The 23,293-nt window shown below is 72.9% G+C and carries 21 protein-coding genes and 1 pseudogene; 11 read left to right on the forward strand and 11 right to left on the reverse strand.

Annotation, left to right across the window (positions count from 1 at the left end; genetic code table 11):
* Positions 1–49: 49 nt before the first annotated feature.
* Together IG78_RS0110230 and IG78_RS50535 are read left to right on the forward strand one after the other, a co-directional pair.
* Positions 50–733, forward strand: a pseudogene (locus IG78_RS0110230) (response regulator transcription factor); the annotation flags it as partial.
* 697 nt (positions 734–1,430) lie between these two features.
* A complete protein-coding gene (locus IG78_RS50535) occupies positions 1,431–2,828 on the forward strand; it encodes a sensor histidine kinase (RefSeq protein WP_051852499.1) in 1,398 nt (465 codons plus the stop codon).
* Here IG78_RS50535 and IG78_RS0110240 read toward each other — a convergent pair.
* Complete coding sequence (locus tag IG78_RS0110240; protein WP_030561405.1) at positions 2,767–3,573, reverse strand: VTC domain-containing protein; 807 nt, start codon at positions 3,571–3,573, stop codon at positions 2,767–2,769. The genes IG78_RS50535 and IG78_RS0110240 overlap by 62 nt on opposite strands.
* The gene (locus IG78_RS0110245; RefSeq protein WP_051852500.1) at positions 3,570–4,202 is read right to left on the reverse strand and encodes a DUF4956 domain-containing protein; all 633 of its coding nucleotides are present in this window, start codon (positions 4,200–4,202) and stop codon (positions 3,570–3,572) included. Before IG78_RS0110245 ends, IG78_RS0110240 begins: the two co-directional genes overlap by 4 nt.
* 139 nt (positions 4,203–4,341) lie before the next feature.
* Between IG78_RS0110245 and IG78_RS0110250 the strand changes: the two genes are divergently transcribed.
* Both IG78_RS0110250 and IG78_RS0110255 read left to right on the forward strand, forming a co-directional pair.
* Positions 4,342–4,971, forward strand: a complete 630-nt coding sequence (locus IG78_RS0110250; RefSeq protein WP_030561409.1) for a DJ-1/PfpI family protein — start codon at positions 4,342–4,344, stop codon at positions 4,969–4,971.
* Positions 4,968–5,468: a MarR family winged helix-turn-helix transcriptional regulator gene (locus IG78_RS0110255; protein ID WP_051852501.1), complete on the forward strand. Its 501-nt coding sequence runs from the start codon at positions 4,968–4,970 to the stop codon at positions 5,466–5,468. Before IG78_RS0110250 ends, IG78_RS0110255 begins: the two co-directional genes overlap by 4 nt.
* Here IG78_RS0110255 and IG78_RS0110260 read toward each other — a convergent pair.
* Together IG78_RS0110260 and IG78_RS0110265 are read right to left on the reverse strand one after the other, a co-directional pair.
* On the reverse strand, positions 5,446–5,640 hold the full coding sequence (locus IG78_RS0110260; protein WP_030561412.1) for a hypothetical protein: 195 nt from the start codon (positions 5,638–5,640) through the stop codon (positions 5,446–5,448). The genes IG78_RS0110255 and IG78_RS0110260 overlap by 23 nt on opposite strands.
* Positions 5,637–6,152, reverse strand: coding sequence for a hypothetical protein (locus IG78_RS0110265; protein WP_225882036.1), 516 nt, complete (start codon positions 6,150–6,152; stop codon positions 5,637–5,639). Before IG78_RS0110265 ends, IG78_RS0110260 begins: the two co-directional genes overlap by 4 nt.
* Positions 6,153–6,350: 198 nt before the next feature.
* On the opposite strand from IG78_RS0110265, the gene IG78_RS0110270 reads away from it, so the two are divergent.
* Positions 6,351–7,613 carry an NsdA family TPR-like regulatory protein gene (locus tag IG78_RS0110270; RefSeq protein ID WP_051852503.1) on the forward strand — a complete coding sequence of 421 codons (1,263 nt, stop codon included), beginning with the start codon at positions 6,351–6,353 and terminating at the stop codon, positions 7,611–7,613.
* Entirely contained in the window at positions 7,610–8,152 is a 543-nt protein-coding gene (locus tag IG78_RS0110275; RefSeq protein WP_037685379.1) for a GNAT family N-acetyltransferase, read from the forward strand. The genes IG78_RS0110270 and IG78_RS0110275 overlap by 4 nt, the downstream gene beginning before the upstream one ends.
* Positions 8,153–8,224: 72 nt before the next feature.
* Here the strand turns inward: IG78_RS0110275 and IG78_RS0110280 are convergent, their stop codons facing one another.
* Together IG78_RS0110280 and IG78_RS0110285 are read right to left on the reverse strand one after the other, a co-directional pair.
* Positions 8,225–8,500 (reverse strand): DUF6087 family protein, encoded by a 276-nt coding sequence (locus IG78_RS0110280; RefSeq protein ID WP_030561420.1) that lies wholly within the window; start codon positions 8,498–8,500, stop codon positions 8,225–8,227.
* A gap of 75 nt (positions 8,501–8,575) precedes the next feature.
* A complete protein-coding gene (locus IG78_RS0110285; RefSeq protein WP_078965009.1) occupies positions 8,576–9,850 on the reverse strand; it encodes a helix-turn-helix domain-containing protein in 1,275 nt (424 codons plus the stop codon).
* A gap of 197 nt (positions 9,851–10,047) precedes the next feature.
* Here IG78_RS0110285 and IG78_RS0110290 point away from each other — a divergent pair, with 197 nt between their 5' ends.
* Entirely contained in the window at positions 10,048–12,078 is a 2,031-nt protein-coding gene (locus IG78_RS0110290; RefSeq protein ID WP_030561424.1) for a serine/threonine-protein kinase, read from the forward strand.
* 106 nt (positions 12,079–12,184) lie between these two features.
* Positions 12,185–13,771: a PstS family phosphate ABC transporter substrate-binding protein gene (locus IG78_RS0110295; RefSeq protein WP_051852504.1), complete on the forward strand. Its 1,587-nt coding sequence runs from the start codon at positions 12,185–12,187 to the stop codon at positions 13,769–13,771.
* A gap of 23 nt (positions 13,772–13,794) precedes the next feature.
* On the opposite strand, the gene IG78_RS0110300 is transcribed toward IG78_RS0110295, so the two are convergent.
* On the reverse strand, positions 13,795–15,078 hold the full coding sequence (locus IG78_RS0110300; protein WP_030561427.1) for an adenylosuccinate synthase: 1,284 nt from the start codon (positions 15,076–15,078) through the stop codon (positions 13,795–13,797).
* A gap of 174 nt (positions 15,079–15,252) precedes the next feature.
* Here IG78_RS0110300 and IG78_RS0110305 point away from each other — a divergent pair, with 174 nt between their 5' ends.
* The gene (locus tag IG78_RS0110305) at positions 15,253–16,260 is read left to right on the forward strand and encodes a hypothetical protein (protein WP_030561429.1); all 1,008 of its coding nucleotides are present in this window, start codon (positions 15,253–15,255) and stop codon (positions 16,258–16,260) included.
* A 27-nt stretch (positions 16,261–16,287) separates the two neighbouring features.
* Here the strand turns inward: IG78_RS0110305 and IG78_RS0110310 are convergent, their stop codons facing one another.
* Complete coding sequence (locus IG78_RS0110310; protein WP_078965008.1) at positions 16,288–16,818, reverse strand: GbsR/MarR family transcriptional regulator; 531 nt, start codon at positions 16,816–16,818, stop codon at positions 16,288–16,290.
* Positions 16,819–16,912: 94 nt separating this feature from the next.
* Here IG78_RS0110310 and IG78_RS0110315 point away from each other — a divergent pair, with 94 nt between their 5' ends.
* A complete protein-coding gene (locus tag IG78_RS0110315; protein ID WP_030561433.1) occupies positions 16,913–17,854 on the forward strand; it encodes an ABC transporter ATP-binding protein in 942 nt (313 codons plus the stop codon).
* Positions 17,851–19,431 carry an ABC transporter permease gene (locus IG78_RS0110320; RefSeq protein WP_030561435.1) on the forward strand — a complete coding sequence of 527 codons (1,581 nt, stop codon included), beginning with the start codon at positions 17,851–17,853 and terminating at the stop codon, positions 19,429–19,431. Before IG78_RS0110315 ends, IG78_RS0110320 begins: the two co-directional genes overlap by 4 nt.
* 77 nt (positions 19,432–19,508) lie before the next feature.
* Here the strand turns inward: IG78_RS0110320 and IG78_RS0110325 are convergent, their stop codons facing one another.
* From IG78_RS0110325 to IG78_RS0110335, 3 genes are read right to left on the reverse strand one after another with little or no spacing between them, the layout of a single operon-like run.
* Positions 19,509–20,741 (reverse strand): cytochrome P450, encoded by a 1,233-nt coding sequence (locus tag IG78_RS0110325; protein WP_225882035.1) that lies wholly within the window; start codon positions 20,739–20,741, stop codon positions 19,509–19,511.
* Between the two features lie 9 nt (positions 20,742–20,750).
* Positions 20,751–21,431: a response regulator gene (locus IG78_RS0110330; protein ID WP_030561439.1), complete on the reverse strand. Its 681-nt coding sequence runs from the start codon at positions 21,429–21,431 to the stop codon at positions 20,751–20,753.
* Positions 21,428–22,921, reverse strand: a complete 1,494-nt coding sequence (locus IG78_RS0110335; protein ID WP_078968706.1) for a sensor histidine kinase — start codon at positions 22,919–22,921, stop codon at positions 21,428–21,430. Before IG78_RS0110335 ends, IG78_RS0110330 begins: the two co-directional genes overlap by 4 nt.
* Positions 22,922–23,293 lie beyond the last annotated feature (372 nt).

A 23,293-nucleotide genomic window follows, 5' to 3' on the forward strand; every position in this document is an offset into this window, starting at 1 on the left:
GCGTGAATCGGCGGCCGATTCCCGGTGAACCCCTGGTTACCGTGTCCGCATGGCCCACCTGCTCGTCATCGAGGACGACCCCCAACTGCGCGGCGCGCTCGTCCGGGCCCTGCGCGACAGGGGCCACGCCGTGGCGACCGCGCCCACCGGCATGACGGGCCTGGACGCGGCCGTGACCCACCGCCCCGATCTGGTCGTCCTGGACCTCGGTCTTCCCGACGTGGACGGCGCGCAGGTCCTGCGGATGCTGCGGGCGGTCAGCGACGTACCCGTCATCGTGGCGACCGCGCGCGACGAGGAGCCGGAGATGGTGGCCGTCCTCAGTGACGGCGCCGACGACTACATCGTGAAGCCGTTCGGCGCCGCGCAGTTGGACGCGCGGGTGAAGGCGGTGCTGCGGCGCCTCGGCGCGGACGAGGGCGAGGAGCCGCTGCGGGTGGGCGGGCTCACCGTGCACCCGGGCGCCCGCGAGGTCGCCCTGGACGGCGTGCCCGTGGAACTCACGCCCCGCGAGTTCGACCTGCTCGCCCATCTCGCCCGCCGAGCGGGGCAGGTCGTCTCGCGCCGCGAACTCCTCGCGGAGGTCTGGCACCAGCCGCTCGGCGGTGCCGACAAGACGGTCGACGTCCACCTGTCGTGGCTGCGCAGAAAACTGGGCGAGACGGCGCAGGCACCGCGATATCTGCACACCGTACGCACGGTGGGCGTGAAACTCGCAGCACCCGGGGGTGCCGAAGCCGAGGCCCGCACCGCAGCCGAAAGCGGCTTCGGCGCCGGACCCGGGTCCGGCATCGAAGCCGAAGCCGGACAGGGGCCGGGACCGGGAGTCGAGGCCGGCCCCAGCGCCGCAGCCCGACCCGACGTCACGGCCGGTCCCGAAGCCGGACCAGACGCCGAGGCCGGACCAGACACCGAGGCCGGACCCGGACCCCAGGCCGGACCCGGCGTCGCAGCCGGACCCGGAGCCGGAGCCGGACCCAGAGCCGGAGCCGGACCCGGCGTCGCAGCCGGACCCGGGTCCGGCGTCGAAGCCGAAGCCGGACAGGGGCCGGGACCGGGAGTCGAGGCCGGTCCCAGCGTCGCAGCCCGACCCGACGTCACGGCCGGTCCCGATGCCGAAGCCGAAGCCGGACAGGGGCCGGGACCGGGAGTCGAGGCCGGTCCCAGCGTCGCAGCCCGACCCGACGTCACGGCCGGTCCCGATGCCGGGCCGGGCCCGGCGTCGCAGCAGGACCCGGAGCCGAAGTCGGACCCGGAGCCGGAGCCGGAGCCGGGGCCGGGGCCGGAGCCGGGGCCGGGGCCGGGGCCGGAGCCGCACCGCCGCCACCACCGCCCTCGTCCTCACCGCCCTGCTCGTCCCCCTCACCCTCCTGACCCGCAGCCACGCCGCCGACCGCGCGACCGCCGAGGCCACCGCACGCGCGCAGTGGGTGGCGCACGCGATCGGGCCCGCGCTCGCCTCCGCCCGGGAGCGGCCGACCGCCGAGCAGACCGTGGCGAGCGTCAACGGGAACGGGCTGCCCGTCACGTCCCTCGTGCTCGGTGACGGCCGCACGGTCGGGCCCGCGGGCGGCGGCCGTGGCGCCGTCGGCGACGCCGTCCGGCTCGCCCGTACCGGGCGGGCCTTCACCTACGAACCGTCGACCGGCGGACGCCAGGTCCTTGTCCCCGTGCACGGGGCCGCCGACGGCACCGCGGTCGTCCGCGTCACGCTCACCGAGCGGCAGTTGTACGCGGGCACGCTCACCTCGTGGCTCGTGCTCGCCGGGATCGGCATCGGCCTCGTACTCCTCGGGCTGCTGCTCGCCGACCAACTGGGGGCGCGGCTCGTGGGGGCCACGCGGTCGCTCGCCGGTACGGCGGAACGGCTCGCCGCGGGAGACATGACCGCCCGTGCCGCCGTCGAGGGCCCGCCCGAACTCCGCCTTGTCGCCTCCGAGTTGAACCGGCTTGCCGGGCGTATCGACGAGCTGCTCGGCGCCGAGCGGGAGACCGCCCGCGAGAACGCCGCCGATCTCGCGCATCGGCTGCGGACGCCCGTCGCCGCGCTGCGGCTCGACGCCGAGTCGCTGCGGGACGCCGGGGAGGCTCGGCGGATCGCCGGTGACGTGGCCGCCCTTGAGCGCAGTGTCGACGAGGTGATCCGGCGGGCCCGGCTGCCGCTGCGCGGGGCGGCCCGCTCGGACCTGGCGGAGGTCGCCCTGGAGCGGGGGGCGTTCTGGTTGCCGCTGGCGGAGGACCAGGGGCGGGCGCTTTCTGTGGACGTACCGGAACCGACCGGCCCCCCACGTCACGGGTGCCCGGAACCGGGGCTGCGCCCACCGGGCGGGACGGACAGTGGACGCCTACCGGGCGGGACGGTTCGCGGACGCCCACCGGGCGCGACGGAACGCGGACGCCCACCGGGCGGGACGGATCGCGGACGCCCACAGGGCGGGACGGATCGCGGACGCCCACAGGGCGGGGGCAAGGTCCCGGTGGCGGTGTCCGCGGACGACCTCGCCGCCGCCCTAGACGCCCTCATAGGCAACGTGCTCGACCACACCCCCCAGGGCACCGCCTTCCGCATCACCGTCAGCGTCCCCGACCCGGGGCACGCCCGCCTCACCGTCACGGACGAAGGACCGGGGTTAGCGGAGAGCGCCGCCGCGACCCGGGGCACCAGCGGGGCCGGGTCCACCGGCCTCGGCCTCGACATCGCGCGCCGTACGGCGCAGGACGCGGGCGGCACCTTCGGTGTCACCACCGGCCCCACCCGCGTCACGCTCACCTTCCCGCTCGCGCCGCTCGCGGAAACACCGTCCGCACCGCCCGGGCCCACCGGTTGACGCCGAGGTCGGGACGTACGGCCGCGAAGCCGCCGCAGTACTTGGTGAACTCGGCGGCGCGGAGCCCGTACCGGTGCAGGACCCGGTCGGCCTCCGTCAGCCGCCCCCGGGTCTTCGTCTCCACCAGGACGAGCCCGCTGTCGGCGACGGCGGAGCGCCCCGTCGCCACGTCCCGCACCACGAGCGCCGCGTCACACGTCACGCGCTGCCCGTCGGCGACGAACGTGGCGCGGCGGTAGTCGGTGACGAGGGACGGCGTGAGCCCGACCGGTGCCTCGATGCCGTACGACCCCCGCAGCACCCCCGTGAGGAAGCCACGCCGGGCATCGTCGAGGGCGTGGTCCTCGCCCGCCATCCGCTGCCGGTGCTTGACGGTCTCACCGCGCCCGGTCTTGAGCTTGATCTCGAACTGCCGCTCCCCGCTGTCCTGGTAGACCCGCTCCCGTACGCGGTAGCGCAGCCTGCGGCCCTGCCGGTGGTCGTGGTACGTGTGCAGGGCGGGGGTGTCGTAGTACGTGGAGTGGTAGCCGAAGGAGCGGCGACCGCCGATGCTCAGCGCGCGGAACGGGCCGCCCGCCCTGCGCGGGTCGGTGAGCAGCGCGGCGAAGTCCGCGAAGATCTCCACGGGGACCAGATAGCTGTGGTCGTAGCGGGCGAGGAGCTCCGCGCGGGCGTTCAGCTCGTCGAGGGAGACGGGATGGGCGGCGAGTGCGGCACGGCTCAGGGCACGTACGGCGGGTTTCACGCGGCGGCCTCCTTGGCGGCGTACGACGGGGTCGGGGCTTCCACTTCCATGAACTCCCCTTCGTACCGCGTTGGTTCCGGCTTGCGGAAGCGGACTTCCAGCACCATCAGGTCCCGTACGTAGTCGACCTCCTGCACGGTCCAGCCGAGGGGTTCGCCGAGCCGCCGGGCGAGTTCGGCGCGCAGCGCGTCCTCGTCGCGGTACACGGCGTCGAGGGTGACGAAGGCCCGGCGGTCGCGGGAGTAGAGGCGGGGGTGGTCACCGACGTACATCACCAGGAGCAGCACGCCGGAGAGCCCCGCGGCCATCCCGAGCGAAAGGCCGGGGAGCCCGCACAGCAGGCCGAGGACGAGGGTCGTGAAGTAGTACGCGACTTCCTGATGGCGTACGGAGTCGGAGCGCAGCCGAACGATCGACAACACCCCGAAGAGCCCGAACCCGAGCGCGAGCCCGCCCCCGCCCGACGCCTCCGACAGCGCCGCCACGACCGCGAACAGCGCGACGTTCAGGGCGAGATACGCGGGGACAAGATCGCGTCTGCGGTGCCGTGGATAGAACACGGCGAAGGTGAGGAGACAGACGGCGGCGAGGTCGAGCCCGAGGTGGGCGGCGAGAGTTGGCAGGTCCATGGCCTTGACGCTAGGGAGGCACGGGTTAAGCCCGCCTCCGGCGAGGGTTAAGCACCCGCCGACTCATTGACAGCACGCTGCCATAATGACAGCATGCTTACAGACACATAAACGCACCGCGCCGCCGAGTGGAGCCCTCATGAGCAGCAGCACCACCGAATCCGCCGCCACCACGACCACCACCCCCGCGGTTCACCTCGCCGTGTACGACGCCCTCGCCGACTGGGAGACGGGCTACGCCACCGCGTACCTGGCCCGCGCGGGCCACGAGATCCGTACCGTCGCGGCGACGCGCGAGCCCGTCACCACGGTCGGCGGCGTGCGCATCCAGCCGGACCTGACGCTCGACGAGCTGCGGCCCGAGGACAGCGCGCTGCTGATCCTGCCGGGCGGCGACCTGTGGGACACGGGCGACTCGCTCGCCCCCTTCGCCCGCGCGGCCCGCGCCTTCCTCGACGCGGGAGTGCCGGTGGCCGCGATCTGCGGCGCCACGGCCGGGCTCGCCCGCGAGGGCCTGCTCGACGACCGGGCGCACACCAGCGCGGTGTCGATGTACCTGGACGCGACGGGGTACGGGGGCGCGGACCGGTACGTCGAGTCGGACGCGGTCACCGACGGCGACCTGATCACGGCGGGGCCGACCGAGCCGGTCGCGTTCGCACGCGAAGTCCTCAAGCGGATGGGGGCGTTCGAGGGCGAGAAGTTGGATGCGTGGTACCGCCTCTTCCACGACTCGGACCCGACGGCGTACGAGACGCTCGCGTCATGAGCGACGCGCAGCCCGCGGCGTCCACCCGGGGCGACGCCGTCCAGGACCTGCTCACCCGCACCGCACTCACGGTCTTCCGTCTGAACGGCCAGTTCCTCTCCGCCTCGGAGGAACTGGCGGCGCCCGCCGGTCTGACGGCGGCGTGGTGGCAGGTGCTCGGCGCGGTCCTGCGCGAACCGCTGCCGGTCGCGGGGATCGCCCGCGCCATGGGCATCACCCGGCAGAGCGTGCAGCGCGTGGCGGACCTCCTGGTACGGCGCGGCCTGGCCGAGTACGCCCCGAACCCGGCACACCGCCGCGCCAAGCTGCTGCGCCCCACGGAGGCGGGCAGGGCGGCCGTGGCGGAGATCGAGCCGGGCCACGCGGACCTCGCGGCCCGACTGCGGGAGGCGCTCGGCGGCACGGAGGAGTTCGCCCGCACGGCACAGGCCCTGGAGCACCTCTCCGTGGCCCTGACGAAGCTGGCCCCGCCCGTCACGGAGCCGCCGCGCCCGTAGCGGAACCAGGACGGCCGGGCCGCTCCTCTCCGTTCCGGGCCGCCCGGAGGAGGGCGCCCTCGACGCAGTCCGCGAGGATGCCGAGGTGGCGGCGGGGGCAGGTCGCGAGGTGTTCGCGGTAGGCGGCGCGCCGGTCGTGTCCATGTGACGCGGCCTGGTCGGTGGCGGTCATGAGTCGGGCGCCTCCAGCACGTCGGCCGTGGCCAGTAGCGCGGCAAGGTGCGCGGGGTCGCAGAGCCGGCCGCGGCGCCGCGGTTGCACCGCCCAGTACGTCACCGGCGAGAATTGCTTGCCGATGCGCGGCACGGCCAGGTAGGTGCCGGTGCCGAGCCGGTCGGCGGCGCCCTGCCACTGGGCGTCCGGGGCGATGAGGACGTAGTACTGACCGCTGCCGGTGCGGCTGTCGCGGATGACGGGTCCGTGCAGCCAGTCGGCCAGGGCCGCACCGACGGCTTCCGGCCGCCCGCTGCCCACGGCGGAGTGGACGAGCCGCCCGGCGACGCGGAGGGCGTCGAACCGCCCGCCCAGCGGCAGCAGCGCGACACCGCAGTTCGCCCACTCGGCGAGGGCTTGCCGCGGGACGGGGTGGGCCCCGGCGAACCAGTCGGTGACGGCTTCCCGTTCGGGTGTCTGCTTGCACGCCGAGCTTCCCGGGCCTGGCTCGGGGACCATACTTTCGCTCATGTCGACTCCTCGCGGTCGGCCACGCCCCCAGGCCGTTCGCAGTGGCCGCCGGGGTTCGTTGCCCCTGAGGAAACCGGACTCGTCCGGTCCGACATCAGGACGGATCGCGGACACTTCCCGGCGGGGAACCGGACAGTTTCCTCAGCAGGCGGTGACGGTACGACTACCGTCAGGCGACTCGCGCAGCAGGAGGACACGATGACCAGGCGGCGGAACACCGAACTGGAGGCGCTCCTGGCGGAGTTCGGGTACACACATCAGGCGTTTGCCGATGAAGTCAACCGCTTGGCCGTCGAGACGTTCGGCGAGCCCGCGAACTGCACTGACCGACATGTGCGGCGTTGGATCGCGGGGCACGTCCGCTGCCCATGGCCACGGCACCTTCGGCTGCTGGAGCACATTCTCGGCCGCAGCGCTCACGACATGGGGTTCTCTCCGAGAACGGAGCAACCGGCTCATGTCCCACCCCAGGTGCGGAACAAGTCCACCACTCCCGACGCCGAAGCGCCGCCACCCATGGACGCCATGGACGCACAACTTCGCGTGCAGCGCCGTACATTCCTCGCCGGAGCTCTCGTTGCCGCTCTCGGAACCGACCAGGCACCGCGAACCGGCCGCCTCGGGATGTCCGACGTCGCCCGGGCCCGGAGCACTACCGCCCGTCTCGACGCACACTTCAATGGACTGGGTGGCGGCGCCATGGTCGATGTCGCGGCCAACTACCTGAGAGGGCTGCAGCGGGCATTGAACCACTGCACGAGCAGCGAACGCGTCGAGCGTGCCATGTCCGGGGTGGTCGCTGCCGTGGCGGCCTGCGCGGGTTGGTCGGCGCACGACTGCGGCGACTACGCCCTCGCCTCCCGCTTCCGGAACGAAGCGCTCCAAGCAGCGCTCCTGGCCCGTGACCGGACGGCCGTGACTCGCGCCTGGTCCGACCTCGCTGTCCAGGCCAAGCAAACCGGGAGACCGGCTGAGGCGGCACGCATCGCCAGGGCGGCCCTCGCCGAGCGACACGTACGTTCCGAGCCTTTGATCGCGTCGCTCCTGCATGCCCGGCTCGCGGACTACCTTGCTCGGACCGACGACGTGCGGGGCATGGCCCGACATCTGGTAGCGGCCGATCGTGCCCACGATCGCGCCGATACGACCGGTGTCCCGAGCTGGCTTGCGTTCCTCACTCCTGCGGAACTGTCCGGGTTGAGCGCCCTCGCCCATCAGAGCGCGGGACAGTATGTCCGCGCGGAACAGCAAGCTCTTCGAACCCTGGACCTTCTCGGGGGCGACTTCCCACGCAACCGGACCTTCTACACGATGCTGATCGCTGAGCTGCAGTTGGCTCAGGGCGAGCGTGATCGGGCCAGCGCCACCATCGCGACGGTCCGGACCGGAACCGTCACCAGCAGCCGTATCGGCGACCGTCTCGCCCGGGTCGCCACCGCAGCCCAAGGAGGGCGCACTTGACCGGGCACCCGGAACTGGACCTCCGGCACTACGGACACGCTCAAGCGGCCGAGATCCGTGACCTCCTCCTCGACGTCCACGACGAGGTGTACGCGGGCGTCGACGACCCCCTCGCCCCCAGGAACGTCTTCGCCAGGTTCGCCGACAGTTGGTCCGGCAAGGAGGGCTTCGCGTGCGTCGTCGGCTACGCCCGAGGTGAGCCTGTCGGCTATGCCTACGGCGCGCCGCTCGGCCCGGCGACGACCTGGTGGGGGAAGGTCGAACCCACCCCGGCCGATGGGTTCATGGCCGAGACGGGCACACGGACGTTCGCCTTGTCGGAGCTGATGGTCCGTTCGCCGTGGCGCGGCACGGGAGCGTCACGGCTGATCCATGACGAGTTGCTGCGCGGCCGCCCGGAGGAGCGGGTGACACTCCTCGTACACAAGGAACACCCGAAGGTCCGCGCCCTCTACGAGAGCTGGGGCTACGAGCCCGTGGGCGAGGCGCGGCCGTTCGCAGGCGCACCCGTGCTGTGCGCGATGGTGCTGACCCACTGATCCGAGCACACCGGCCACCGCCGCGCCCCACGGGTAACGCTCCCCGTAGGCGACCCCCTCCTGGCACACCCCTCAGGCGCAGTCAGTCCCGTTCACCCACGCCTGCGCGGCACCAAGGTTCTCCGCGGTCCCGGCGGGGGCGTAGGCGAAGCCGTCCCACACCTCCAGGGCCCTGGGCCGGTCGGGTCCGAGGTGACTGGCGCCGCCGTGCAGTGGGCGGTGGCGGCGGTACACGTCCATGGGGGCCCGGCGCCGCTTTTCGTACGCGGCGAACGGGTCGCCGGTGTCCGCGCGCGGGACGGCGCGCGGCGGTTGGTTCGGGGGGCCGGGTCGGCGGTGCTTGCCCATGGGCTCGATGGTCTCAGGCCGCGGTCGCGGTCGGGAGGGTGCCGGTGCCGAGCCGGTCGGCGTCGCCCTGCCACTTCAGAGCGCTGCTGCCCGGGTCCGGCCGGGGCCCCGCGGTCTTCGCCGTGTCGACTCCTCATGGTCGCCGACGCCCAGGAACTCCGCCAACGCACCCAGTCCGGCGGGGCGGTTGGGCAGCGTCCGCAGGTCGCGGACGATGGCCACGGCCAGGGTGTGGTGCCGCATCCATGTCGGTGCCGTGCGGCGGAGGGACTCCAGGGTTTTCACCGCCCCGGCGGCGTCGCCGAGGTCCGTGTGCGCCCGGGCCACGTCCAGGAGCAGCCATGTCCGCCATGACGGCGGGGTGTCCTTGCTCAGCCGTATGCCCTTGGCCAGTTCGAGGGCCTCCTCGGGGTGCCCGTACTGGACGGCCAGGCGGACGCGTTCGATGCGTACCGACGTCGGGCTGAAGACGCTGACCATGCGACTGTCACTGCCCGTGGGCAGTGCGGCCACGCGGGTGGCTTCCTTCTCCGCTCCCGCCATCAACTCGGCTGCCCGCTGGTACTCGTTGCCGCGCGCGGCCGACGTGGCGGCGGACATGGTCAGCGCGCCCCAGACCTTCAGGCCGTCCGCGGTGCCCGCGTGGCCGCCGGACGTGATGTCGTCAGCGGCGCGCAGGGCGACGTGCAGCGCGTCGTCCAGGCGCCCTTGCCGCTGGTACGTCCACGCTACGGAATTGACGACCATGGGGGCGAGGAGCGGGTCGCCGGACTTTTCGGCGGCGCCGATGGCCCGCTCCAGGGCGATCAGGGCCAGGTCCGTCCTGCCCATGCGGACCCCGACGTGGCCGGAGAGTTGCAGCACCTTGCCCAGCGCCGCGAACCCGGCGCCGCGGGTGTCGTAGTCCCCTGTGACGGTGGCGGAACGCGCGTCCGTGATGAGGTCCGGAAGCGACTTCAGGACCGTGTCGAACTCGGCCGCGTGATACTGCGACCACCCCTCCGCGATCTGTTCGCGCAGGCGGTCGAGGGAGAACCCCGGGCCGGGCGGCCGCGGGCCCGGAGCACCGAGCACGGGCATGATCGCGCGCCGCATCGCCACGAACCGCGGGCCGTCGGACTCGCCGTCGGCGGCAACCGCGGGCGGGTCCCCGAGCAGCGTGGTCAGCTCCACGCCCAGACCGTTCGCCAGCGCGTGCAGCGTGGGCAGCCGGGCCGAGTGCTTCCGCCGCTGCTCGAGCCGGCGGATCACATCGACCGAAATCCCTGAACGCTCCGCCAGTTCCTCCTGCGTCAGGGAGGCGAGGCGGCGCAGGCGCCGAAGATTCCGCGCCAGGTCTCCGTTTGCCACGCTGCCACGGTACGCCGCGCCGTACCGTGAGCGCGGCGGTGCAGAGAGAGGGCCCACACCCTCCGTTACGCAACCGTAGACGTAACCCCGGGCCACCCCCGCCACCACCGCACTATCCTCGGTCTGTTGCACAGCGGTGTACGGAGAGTCGCCGCACGCGGTGGCTTGACAACAGGGGGAGGGCGGCGCCCGTGGGTATGGAGAAACTGGGGCCGGGGGATCCGCAGCGGATCGGTGCTTATCGGCTGCTCGCGCGGCTCGGTGCGGGCGGTATGGGGCAGGTGTATCTGGCGCGTTCCGAACGCGGGCGGACGGTCGCGGTCAAGCTGGTGCGCGAGGAGCTCGCCGCGCAGGACGAGTTCCGCGGGCGGTTCCGGCAGGAGGTGCTGGCCGCGCGGCGCGTCGGCGGCGCGTGGACGGCGCCGGTGCTCGACGCGGACACCGACGCCGCGATCCCGTGGGTGGCCACGGGGTACGTCGCCGGGCCCACCCTCCAGTCCGTCGTCTCGCACGAGCACGGCCCGCTCCCGGAACGCTCCGTGAACATCCTCGCCGCCGGGCTCGCCAACGCCCTGAAGGACATCCACGCCGCCGGGCTCATCCACCGCGACCTGAAGCCGTCGAACGTCCTCGTCACCATCGACGGGCCCCGCGTCATCGACTTCGGCATCGCCCGCGCCCTGGAGACCGTCACGGACGGCGGCCTCACCCGTACCGGCGCCCTCGTCGGCTCGCCCGGCTTCATGGCGCCCGAGCAGGTGCGCGGCGACCGGGTCACGGAGGCCTGCGACGTCTTCTGCCTCGGCTCCGTCCTCGCGTACGCGGCCACGGGCGCGCTGCCCTTCGGGACCGCCAACAGCGGGGTCCACGCGCTGATGTTCCGCGTCGCGCAGGAGGAGCCCGATCTCGAAGCCCTGCCGGAGTCCCTGCGGGAGCTGGTCAGCGCCTGTCTGACCAAGGCGCCCGGCGACCGGCCCTCTCTCGACGAGATACGTGCAAGGACCGGGGCCGATGACACCCTCTTCGAGGGGAAGTCCCTGGAGCCTTGGCTCCCCGGCGCCCTGGTCGCGCAACTCGGGCGGCATGCCGTGCAGTTGCTGGAAGTCGAGGACCCCGAGGGAGACGCCCCGCCGGTCCCGGCCGCACCCCCGAGCCCGGGTCAGGCTCCGGGCCCCGCTTCGGCGACCCCGCCGCCGCCCGCCGTGGCACCGGCCGCCCCGGCCACCCCGGAGCCCCCGCCCGCGCAGCCCCCGGAGAGCAGCCCCGCGGCAGCCGAAGGCACCGAGGGCACCCCGGCGGCAGCCGCCCCGGCAGCGGGCGCCACCCCGCCCCCGCCCGGCACCCCGGGCCACGCCCCCGTCAACCACCTCCCCACCATGGTCAGCGGCCAACCCCCGGCCCCCACCCCCATATCCACCCCCGCACCGGGCCAGGCACCGGGCCACACCCCCGCACCTGGCCACACCCCCGCCTACGCCTACCCCCCGCAGCAGGCACCCGGGTACGGCTACCCCCAGCAGCAAGCACCCGGGTACGGCTACCCCCAGCAGCAAGCACCCGGGTACGGCTACCCCCAGTCTGGCTACGGCTCCACCCCGCCCTACGGCTCCACACCCCCGTACGGCCCGTCCCCGGGCGAACCCCGGCGCCGCAGCGCACGCTCCACCGCGCTGCTCGTCGCCGTCGCCCTGATAGTCGCCCTCGGCGCGGGCGGCACGGTCTACGCGACGATGAAGGACGACGACCCGAAGGCGAAGAGCGGTGGCAAGAGCGGGGGGAGCAGCGCGCCCACGACGCCCGGCACCCCGTCGGACCCCGGCCCCTCGCCGAGCGCGTCGCCGAGCCCCTCGCCGTCCACGTCCACCGCGTCGGACAGCGGCACCGTGCCGGACAAGTTCCTCGGCACCTGGAACGGCTCCATCAGCGGCGACGCCGGAGTGAGCACGCGCCGTCTGACGATCCAGCAGGGTGACGTGGGGGACACCGTCCTTTCGATGACGGCGGACGGGCCGCTGGCCGGCGGCGGCACCTACCACTGCGTGTTCCAGGGCACGTTGGAGTCCGCGGGCGAGGACCAACTGAGCATCAGCGGCACGACTGTCACCGTGGGACCGCCGAAGACGTGCGAGCCCGGCAAGCCCAGCGAGGTCACCGTCCTGCCGAGCGGCGAGCTGCGCCGCGCCAACAACGACGGCAGCGGCGAGCTGACGTACACCAAGGGGAACTGAGCGCCGCGGCGGGCCGGTTGAACGCGCGGCGAACGTCCGGGGGCGGAAGGGACAAGTCCCCGGCCGGGGCGTTCCGCGCGCCGGGACGGCTCCGTAGCGTGCGGGCGTGGACTGGTTGAACCCCGAGAACGTCGTCGCTGTCCTCACCGCCGCGCTCGGGGTGATCGCCACCGTCGGAGCGATCTGGTACGAGCGCCGGGTGCCGCGCCGCAAGCGCATCGGCTACCGCGTGCAGATGGACACCGCGATCGGCGACAACGTCCGTACCGGTGGCGCGAACGCGCGCCTCGGCCTCTTCGACGAGACGCCGGAGATGTCGGACGCGACGCTCGTGCTGCTGCGGGTGGAGAACGACGGCTCGCAGTTCGTCTCCGACGCCGACTACACCGGGCGCGCGCTGCACGGCCTCACGGCCGTGTTCGCGGGCCGTACCGTGCGCGGCCTCGCCGTGACCGCGCAGGCGGGCGCCGACCATCTGATGGAGCACTTCACTCCGGCGGCGGGGCTGCGGTACGAGGGCTCGACCGTGCACATACCGCGCGTACCGCTGGACCGCGGCCAGCACTACAAACTGCTCGTGCTGCTCACCGGCGGCGCCGTCGGCGGTGAGGTGCTCGTCTCCGGCGGCCTCCAGGCGGGCGCGGTGCAGCCGAACCGGTCCACGACGCCCGACGACAAGGCGCCGCTCTTCAGCAGGCCCGCGAAGATCCTGACGGCGCTGCTCACGGCGGGCGTCGTCACGCTCGCCTCGATGATCCTGGCGGACGGGGACGAGTCGACCCCGATCGAGTGCGCCACGGGCGAGCTGACCGTGGTCGGCTCCACGGCGTTCCGGCCGGTCGCCGAGGAGCTGAAGGAGAAGTACGAGGAGGACTGCCCCGGCGCGTCCATCACCGTCTCCGCGCACGGCAGCACGGCGGGCATCAGGGAGCTGGACGCGCAGGGCGCCCGGTTCGCGCGGGAGCACAAGAAGTCGCCCCCGTTGATCGCCCTGTCCGACGGCCCCAAGTCGGACGGCTATCCGCGTCTGGTCGAGCGCCGTGTCGCGATCTCGGCGTACGCGCTCGTCCTCAACGACCGCGTACCGCTGAGGAATCTGTCGCTCACGGATGTACGGCGGCTGTACCGCGGCGAGATCCGCAATTGGAAGCAGCTCGACGGGCCCGACCTGGACGTCGTCCTTGTCAGCCGCGGCTCGAGCTCGGGCACCCGCGACACCCTGCAACGGCGGCTGCTCGCGGGCGGCTTCGAGATCAGTGCCTCGTCCAAGGACTGTGTGCGCAAGGACGACCCGCGGGCCCCGGTGATCCGCTGCGAACTCGACTCCACCGAGCAGGTCCTCGACGCCGTCGGCCGCGTCCCGGGCGCCCTCGGCTACAGCGAGCTGCGCGCCGCCGCGGGCCTGAAGGGCCTGCACCGGCTGTCCCTCGACGGCCACGAGGCGTCCACGGACAACCTCGCCGACAGCGGATACCCGTATCGCGAGATCGAGTACGCCTACACCTACGGCGATCCGCCCGCGGACTCCCTGGCCTCCGAGTTCCTGGCGTACGCGCGCGGCAGCGGCCTGGACGTGATCCGCGTCCACGGCCATCTGCCGTGCTCGGCGTCGGAAGGCCTGAAGGCGTGCTCCGAGCTCCCGGGAGAACCGGGGGCCCGGAGCACGGACAGGACCGCTGGACGAACGAGTTGACCTCGTTCGGACGAACGAGTTGATCAGACGAACGAGTTGATCTCGATCGTCTCGTCCCGGCCGGGACCCACACCGATCGCGGAGATCGGCGCGCCCGACATCTCCTCCAGGGCCTTCACATAGCCCTGCGCGTTCTTCGGCAGGTCCTCGAAGGTCTTGGCCTTGGTGATGTCCTCGGACCAGCCGGGCAGCATCTCGTAGACCGGCTTGGCGTGGTGGAAGTCCGTCTGGCTGTACGGGAGTTCCGCGACGCGCTTGCCGTCGATCTCGTACGCCACACAGACCGGGATCTGCTCCCAGCCGGTGAGGACGTCGAGCTTGGTGAGGAAGAAGTCCGTCAGGCCGTTCACGCGGGTGGCGTAGCGGGCGATCGGGGCGTCGAACCAGCCGCAGCGGCGGTCGCGTCCGGTGGTGACACCGCGCTCGCCGCCGATGGTGCGCAGCGCCTCGCCGTCCTCGTCGAAGAGCTCCGTCGGGAACGGGCCCGCGCCGACGCGCGTGGTGTACGCCTTCAGGATGCCGATGACGCGGCTGATCTTCGTCGGGCCGACGCCGGTGCCGGTGCAGGCGCCGCCGGCGGTCGGGTTGGACGAGGTGACGAAGGGGTACGTGCCGTGGTCCACGTCCAGGAGCGTGCCCTGGCCGCCCTCGAACAGGACGACCTTGTCCTCGTCGAGCGCGTTGTTGAGGATCAGCGTGGTGTCGGCCACATAGCCCTTGATGTTCTCGCCGTGCTCCAGGAGATGCTCGACGATCTGCTCCGCCTCGATGGCGCGGCGGTTGAACACCTTCGTCAGGAGCTGGTTCTTCTGCTCCAGGGCCGCTTCGACCTTCTGCTTCAGGATCGACTCGTCGTAGAGGTCCTGGACGCGGATACCGGTGCGGTTGATCTTGTCGGCGTAGGTCGGGCCGATGCCGCGGCCCGTGGTGCCGATCTTCCGCTTGCCGAGGAAGCGCTCGCCCACCTTGTCGACCGTCACGTTGTACGGCGTGATGATGTGCGCGTTGCCGCTGATCAGAAGCTTCGACGTGTTGACGCCGCGCTCGTTCAGACCGCTCAGCTCGGAGAGCAGGACCGACGGGTCGACGACGACACCGTTGCCGATGACCGGGACACAGTCCGGGGAGAGGATCCCGGAAGGGAGGAGATGCAGCGCGTACTTCTGGTCGCCTACGACGACCGTGTGGCCGGCATTGTTGCCGCCCTGGTAACGCACCACATAGTCCACGGAGCCACCGAGCAGGTCGGTGGCCTTTCCCTTGCCTTCGTCACCCCACTGAGCACCGAGCAGCACGAGTGCGGGCACAGGCGTACACCCCTTCCGGGCGGGGCATGTCCAAGGTCGGGGGCCGCAGCCGGAGGCCGTCCGCCGCCGGTGTGGGTGAGCCTTGGTTGCCCCGGAATAGACGAAGCCCCTGGCGCAATAGCGCAAGGGGCTCTTGCACAAAGATGCTACCCGAGGACTAAAGAAAGGGCGCACGTGTCGGCTCGCGACCAGCTTCTGGTGGTCATCGACCCGGTCGCCCGGCGTACGGACGGGGAGTCCGTACGCATCGCCAAGGACGTGCTTGGCGCGGGCGCGGGCGTCAAGCTGTGCCTGCCCGAAGGACCCGAGGAATTCGCTAAAGCGCTGGTCAGACGGGGGGCGAGACGGCCCGTTGTGGTCGGGGACGACCGGGCGCTGCTGCGTGCGGTGAGCGTTCTGCACCGGGAGCGGGCACTCGGTTCCGCCGTTCTGTCCGTCGTTCCCGTCGCCCAGGCGGCCGCCGCCGTCCGGCTCGCGCGGGAGCTCGGCGTCCCCGCCGGGGCGGTCGCCGCGGCCCGGGCGGTCCTCGAAGGGGCGCCCCGGCGGCTCGATCTGCTCGTGGACGACCGGGACGGCGTCGTGCTCGGTGACGTACGCATCCCCTCGGTCGGCCCCGGCGGGGACGGCAGGGGCGCGGGGGATGGCTGGGACACGCAGGACGGCTGGGGTATGGGGGACGGCTGGGGTACGGGGGATGGCCAGGGCACGCGGGACGGCCGGGGCACGCGGGACGGCCGGGGCGCCGGGGCCGGAAGCGGGGGATTCGGTCTGGGCTTCGGGGACGAGGCGGACCGCGCGGGCCGCGGCGCGGCCGCCGGGGAGCGGCATCCGTGGCTGCGGACCTGTCAGTCCCTCGTCCGCACCCTGGGCGTGCGGCCCTCGCGGCTGGCGCCGGGCGGCCCCGCACGGCTGCGCGTGGAGGCGGACGGGGTGACGCTCGTCGATCTCGACCAGCCCGTCGAGGGGGTGTACGTGCGGCCGGGCGGCGGGGGCTTCGCCCGGGTCGAGGTCCTGCCGGCGTCCGTCGGCGCCCAGATCGCGCCGGTGCGGGCCCGTGCCCGCTCGGTCACCGTGTCCGGGCCCGACTTCCGCTACCGCGCGGACACGCTGGTCACGGGCCCCGTGCGGACCCGCACCTGGCAGGTCAGGGCGCAGGCGTGGCGGCTGACGCTGCCTCGCTGAGGGCACGGTCGGCGCCCTCGGCCGCGGTCAGTTCCCGGCGTCGAAGAGCTCGGCCCTGCGCGTGCGCCAGCGGGTCATCATCCCGGCCAGCTCCTCCTGGACGAACTCGAAGAAGGCGAGGGTCTCGACCAGGCGGTGGCCCGCGGGCGAGTCGGGGCCGAGGTGGTCGATGCCCTCGCGCAGGGCGGACTCCCAGCGCTGGAGGACGTTGTCCCGGTTCGTCAGCGCCTCGTACCACTGGTTGCTGTGCACCCGGAACAGATCGCGCCGCGAACCGGGCTCCCGCTCCCGGGTCACCATGAACTGCTGCGTCAAATAGCGCACCGCGCCGGACACCGCCGCGGGGCTCACATGCAGCCGCTCCCCCAGTTCCGCCGCCGTGAGCGCGCCGGAGTCGGAGGCGAGCAGGGCGGCGAAGACCCGGGCGGGCATCCGCGGCATCCCGGCCCAGACCAACTGCGCGGCGAAGTGCTCCGTGAAGCGGGAGACGGCCGCCAGGTCCTCCACCCGGCCGCCCTGCCCCACGCCCCGCTCCCGGCCCTTCTCGTCCCTGGTCATGCGTAGATCATCTCCCGTGCTCGCCGCGCCGCTCCCCACTTTATACGTTTCCTTAACTTCACAAATTTGCGAAGACAGCGTACTTTCAAAAAACATGACGAAGGCAATCACCGTCTCGGGGCTGCACAAGTCGTTCGGTCGCACCCACGCGCTCGACGGGCTCGACCTGGACGTCGACCGCGGCGAGGTGCACGGCTTCCTCGGACCCAACGGAGCGGGCAAGTCCACGGCCATCCGGGTCCTGCTCGGCCTGCTGCGCGCCGACTCGGGCGCCGCCCAGTTGCTCGGCAAGGACCCCTGGCACGACGCGGTGGAGCTGCACCGGCGCATCGCGTACGTACCCGGCGACGTCACCCTGTGGCGCAACCTGTCCGGCGGCGAGGTCATCGACCTGTACGGCAGACTGCGCGGCGGCCTGAACCCCTCGCGCCGCGACGGCCTCATCGAGCGGTTCGAGCTGGACCCGACCAAGAAGGGCCGCGCCTACTCCAAGGGCAACCGGCAGAAGGTCGCCCTCGTCGCCGCCTTCGCCTCCGACGCCGACCTGCTGATCCTCGACGAGCCGACGTCCGGCCTCGACCCGCTGATGGAGGAGGTCTTCCAGGACTGTGTGCAGCGGGCGCGCCGCGAGGGCCGTACGGTGCTGCTCTCCTCGCACATCCTCAGCGAGGTGGAGAGCCTCTGCGACCGCGTCAGCATCATCCGCCACGGCCGCACCGTCGAGTCCGGCTCCCTCGCCGATCTGCGCCACCTCACCCGCACCAGCGTCGGCGCCGAACTCGCGGCCGCCCCGAACGGCCTCGCGGACCTGCCCGGCGTGCACGGCCTCCAGGTCGACGAGATCAAGGGGACCGACGGTGCCCACTGCCACCGGGTGGCGCTCCAGGTCGACACCGAGAACCTCGACGCCGTCCTGCGCGCCCTCACCGCGTCCGGTGTGCGGTCCCTGACCAGCACACCGCCCACCCTTGAGGAACTGTTCCTACGGCACTACCAGCACGAGGACGCCGACTCCGCCCCGGCGGTGGCGCGATGACCGCGCCCACCGCCCTGACCGGCTCCGGGCCCCTGCTGCGCCTGGCCCTGCGCCGCGACCGTGCCCTGGTCCCGGTGTGGCTCGCCGTCATCGCGACGATGGTCCTTGCCATGCCGAACACCCTGCAGAAGCTGTACGGCACCCCCGCCGAACGCGCCGACCTGGTGGACTCCCTCGCCACCAACGCCTCCCTGCGCGCCGTCTACGGGCCGGTGTTCGACCAGTCCGTCGGCGGGCTCACGGCCTGGCGCGTGGGCACCTTCGCCGGGGTGCTCGCCGCCGTGATGAGCCTGGTCGTCGTCGTACGGCACACCCGTGAGGAGGAGGAGTCGGGACGCCAGGAGATGCTCTCGTCGGCCGCCGTGGGGCGCCGGGCACCGCTGACGTCGGCCCTGCTCACCGCGGCCGTCGCCAACGGCATGCTGGGGCTCCTGGTGGCCGCGGGGCTCGCGGGCCGCGGTGGCGCGGGCGCGGTCGCGCTCGGGCTCGCCATCGCCTGCGTGGGCATGGTGTTCGCCACGACGGCGGCGGTCGTCGCCCAGTTCACGGAGAGCGCCCGGCTCGCCAAGGGCCTGACCGGGGGGCTGCTCGGCGCCGCGTTCGTGCTGCGCGCGGCAGGGGACTCGGCGACGGCCGACGGCTCGTCGCCCCTGACCTGGCTCTCCCCCGTCGGCTGGCTGGAGAACACGCGCGCCTTCGGCGACGAGCGGTGGTGGGTACTGCTCCTGTTCGCCGGTGCCGTCGGCGCCCAGGCCGCGGGCGCCTACGCGCTCGCCGGGCGCCGCGACGTCGGCATGGGCTTCCTGCCGTCCCGGCCAGGACCGGCGCGCGGCGGCATCGGCACGGCGGGCGCCCTCGCGTGGCGGCTTCAGCGAGGCACCGTCATCGGCTGGAGCCTCGGCTTCCTCGCCGCGGGCCTGGCCTTCGGCGCCATGACGGAGGGCGCCGCCGACCTGGTCGGCGACAACGAGAACACCCGCGAGATCTTCACCCGCATGGGCGGCCAGGCCGCGCTCACCGACTCCTTCCTCACCGCGATCGTCGGCATGACCGGCATGGTCGGCGCGCTGTACATCGTCGGCTCCGTCCTGCGGCTGTACGGCGAGGAGACCTCACAGCGCGCCGAGCCGGTCCTCGCGGGCGCGGTGGGGCGGCTGCGCTGGGCGGCGGGACACCTCGTCGTCGCCTTCGCGGGCGCCGCGCTCATCATGCTGCTCGCCGCCTGCGGACTCGCCGCCGGGTACGGGCACGACGCCGGGCAGATCGTCGGCGCCTGCCTGGTCCAGCTCTCCGCGATCTGGCTGATCGGCTCCCTCGCGGTGCTGCTGTACGGCATCTCGCCCCGCCTCGCGCCCCTCGCCTGGGGAGCGGCGGGCCTGGCGCTGCTCATCGGCTGGATCGGGCCCGCCCTCGACGTACCGCAGGCGCTCATGAACCTCTCGCCGTTCTCGCATCTGCCCAAGCTGCCGGGGCACGACGTGACGTGGCAGCCGGTGCTGCTGCTCACGGCCCTCGCGGCGGTGTGCACGGCGGCCGGGCTCGCGGGGCTGCGGCGCCGGGACCTGGCGACGGGCTGAACCACCGTACACAGAAACGCCGTTCAGCGGGTTCAGCGGGTTCAGCAGGCTCAGCAGGCTCAGCAGGCTCAGCAGGCTCAGCAGGCGACGAGCAGCTCCTCCAGGCCCCGCATCACGAAGTTGGGCCGTCGGCGCGGTTCCGCGGCGAGCCGCAGCCGAGGCGCCAGGCGCAGCAACGCGCCGAGTGAGGCGGCGAGTTCGATGCGGGCCAGTGGCGCGCCGATGCAGTAGTGGATGCCCGCGCTGAAGGAGATGTGCGGGTTGTCGGCGCGGGCGAGGTCCAGGGCGTCGGGCTCGGTGAACACGGCCGGGTCCCGGTTGGCGGAGCCGAAGAGCAGCGCGACCTCGCTGCCGCGCGGGATCGGCGCGCCGCCGACCTCGATGTCGTCGAGCACCCACCGCTCGAAGAGCTGCAACGGCGTGTCGAAGCGCAGCAGTTCCTCCACGGCCGTGGGCAACAGCCCTTCCGGTTCGGCGCGCAGGGCGGCGAACTGTTCCGGGTGACCGAAGAGAGCGTTCGCTCCATTCGCCAGAGAGTTGACGGTGGCCTCGTGCCCCGCGTTCAGGAGCAGCACGCAGGTCGAGATCATCTCCTGCTCGCTCAGCCGGTCGCCCTCGTCGTGCGCGGCGACGAGGGCGCTGATCAGGTCCCCGCCGGGCGCCTTGCGGCGGCGCGCGATCAGCTCCCGCAGATACGCGGAGAACTCGACGGACGCGCGCACGGCCCGCGCCGCCGTGGCCTCGCCCGGATTCAGCTCGTACATCCCGCAGATGTCCGCCGACCAGGGCCGAAGGAGCGGCCGGTCCGCCTCGGGGACGCCCAGCATCTCGGCGATCACGGCGACGGGCAGCGGCTCGGCCACCCGGGCCACCAGGTCACCGCCGCCGTCCGCCACGAGCCCCCGCACCAACTCGTCCGCGAGCCGCGCCACATAGGGGCGCAGCCGCTCCACCGTGCGCGGTGTGAAGGCCTTCGACACCAGGCGGCGGACGCGGGTGTGCGCGGGGGCCTCCAGGTCGAGCATGCCGTTGTCGTTCAGGACGTGGAACGGCTCGTGCGCGGGTGGCGGCGCCTCGCGGCCGAACTCCTCGTGCCCGAAGCGGTGCAGATAGGTGCGGCCGAGGCGCCGGTCGCGCAGCAGGGCCGCGACGTCGGCGTGGTGCGGGACCAGATACTGGCCGGTCGGCTCGTAGTGGTGCACGCGACCCGCGGCACGCAGCGCGGCGAAGGCGGGGTAGGGGTCCGCCACGAACTCGGGCGACCAGGGGTCGAAGGGGGCGTCCAGGAAGGGGTCCATGAGGGGGTCCATGAGGGGACGTTAGCCCGGCGTCACCAGGCGGGCCTCGTACGCGAACACGGCCGCCTGGGTGCGGTCCCGCAGACCGAGCTTCACCAGGACCCGGCTGACGTGCGTCTTGATGGTGGACTCGGCGACGACGAGCCGCGAGGCGATCTCCGCGTTCGACAGGCCCTGCGCGATGAGGACGAGGACCTCCGTCTCGCGCTCGGTCAACTCCCCGTACTGCGCCTGGGCTCGCGCGGACGCCGTGAGCCGCGGATTGTCCGAGAGCTTCGAGAACTCCGTGATGAGGCGGCGGGTCACGGACGGCGCGAGCAGGGCCTCACCGGCCGCCACCACGCGTACTCCGTCGGCGAGTTGCCGCGCGGAGGCGTCCTTGAGCAGGAAGCCGGACGCGCCCGCGCGCAGCGCCTGGTACACGTACTCGTCCAGGTCGAACGTCGTCAGGACGAGCACCTTCGTCTCCACCAGGGCGTCCGCGACGATCTCCCGGGTCGCCTCGATGCCGTTCAGCTCGGGCATGCGGATGTCCATCAGGACGACGTCGGGGGTGAGCTCGCGCACCCGCCGCACGGCCTCGCGGCCGTTCACGGCCTCGCCGACGACCTCGATGCCCGGCATCGCGTTGAGCAGCACGGAGAAGCCTTCGCGGACCATCATCTGGTCGTCGGCGATCAGGACACGGATGGTGCGGCTCATGCGCGGTCGCCTCCGGCGGGCTTGTCCAGGGAGAGGATCGTCGTGGTGTCCCGCGTGTCCCGCGTGTCCCGCGTGTCCCGCGTGTCCCGCGTGTCCCGCGTGTCCCGCGTGTCCCGCGTGTCCCGTGTGTCCTGCGCGGGCCGGGTCGCGGGCACGCGCGCGGTCTCCGCGGTGCCGGCCCGCCCCGCGGTCTCCGTCGTGCCGATCGGCACCGGCAGGAACACGGTCACCTCGTACCCGCCGTCCGCGGTCGTCTCCGCCGTCATCTCGCCGTCCAGCATCGTGACCCGCTCCCGCATCCCCGTGATGCCGTGCCCTGCTCCCGGCGACGGCTGTACGAGGCCTGTCGCGGGCCCGTTCACGATCCGCAGCCCGAGGCCGCCGAGGACGTAGCCGATCTCCACCCGGGCCGTCGCGCCGGGCGCGTGCCGCAGGCTGTTGCTGAGCGCCTCCTGGATGATGCGGTACGCCGAGAGCTCCACGCCCTGCGGCAGCTCGCGCACCGCGCCGGTCACGGCCTTCTCCACGGTCAGACCGGTGTCGCGCACGTTGTCGAGCAGCCGGTCGATGTCGGCGAGCGTGGGCTGCGGGGCGTCCGGGGCCTCGTAGTCCTGCGCCCGTACGACACCGAGGACGCGGCGCAGCTCGGTCAGGGCGATCACCGCGTTCTCGCGGATCGTCGCGAAGGCCTGCTCCAGCTCCGGTGGCGGGTTCTGCACCCGGTACGGGGCGGCCTCCGCCTGGATGGCGACCACGGACATGTGGTGGGCGACGACGTCGTGCAGCTCACGGGCGATATTGGTGCGCTCTTCGAGGAGCGTGCGCTTGTCCCGCTCGACCGCGGTGACGGTGCGCTCCGCGACGACCTCGCGGCGGGTGTTGCGGTTGAGGGTGACCAGGGTGACCAGGGCGACGGCGATGCCGCTGAGCACGACGAGGGGGCCGCTGTTGGAGCCGTAGCCGGTGCCCGTGCCCTCCGCGAGGAACGAGTACAGGACCGTGAGTGCCCAGGTCCAGGCGGCCGTGCGGGGGCGGGTGCGGGCCGCCACCACCATCATCACCGCGGTGTGGCCGACGAAGGAGCCCGCCGACCACGGGTAGTCGCCGCTGCCTGCCAGGACCACCATGACCGGGGTCGTCCCCAGGGACAGCCACCACGCGAGCACCGGACGCACCAGGGTCAGGGCCACGGCGGCCGCGGGCACACCGGCGACCACGAGGTGGGCCAGCTCGCGGCTGCCGCCGTACCCGGCCGACGTTCCCGTGTACGCGACGGCCAGCGTCAGCAGCGCCATGCCCAGGACCACGGTGTGCGGCGACCAGACCGCGTACTTGCGCAGGCGTCCCGGTATCCACTGGAGCAGGGGGGTGTCCGGCTTGAGCGGGGGTAGCGGGCGGTAGGCGAAGGCGCCGTGGAAGAGGTCCCTGCGCAGGCCCTGGAGGGCGTTCTGCGCGAGGTCGAACTCCGGGCTGCGAGTTTTCTCGGTCACGTCCTAGACGGTACGGGCCGCTCCCCCCGGGTCGCGTCCCCACGGGGACGGGTCCTTGGGGGTCCGTCGCAGGTACTACTTGGGGGACTGGTCCCTCGCGGGGCGCCCCAGTCCCACCCCTTCACCGTAACCAGAGGCGCTGCGCCCCCTGGACCCCCGCTCCATCGGCGCTCCGCGCCTCGTCCTCAAACGCCGGACAGGCTGAAATCGCGCTCCGCGCTCGTCCTCAAACGCCGGACGGGCTGGGGAACCTTCGCCGCACCGACGACAATCTGAGCCCGTCCGGCGATTGAGGACAAGCGCGTCAGCGCGGGAAAGGGCGGGCGGGTGGGGGAAAAAGCCCGTCCGGCGATTGAGGACGAGCGCGCAGCG

Source organism: Streptomyces aureocirculatus (assembly GCF_000720475.1).
In the GTDB taxonomy this organism is placed as follows: domain Bacteria; phylum Actinomycetota; class Actinomycetes; order Streptomycetales; family Streptomycetaceae; genus Streptomyces; species Streptomyces aureocirculatus.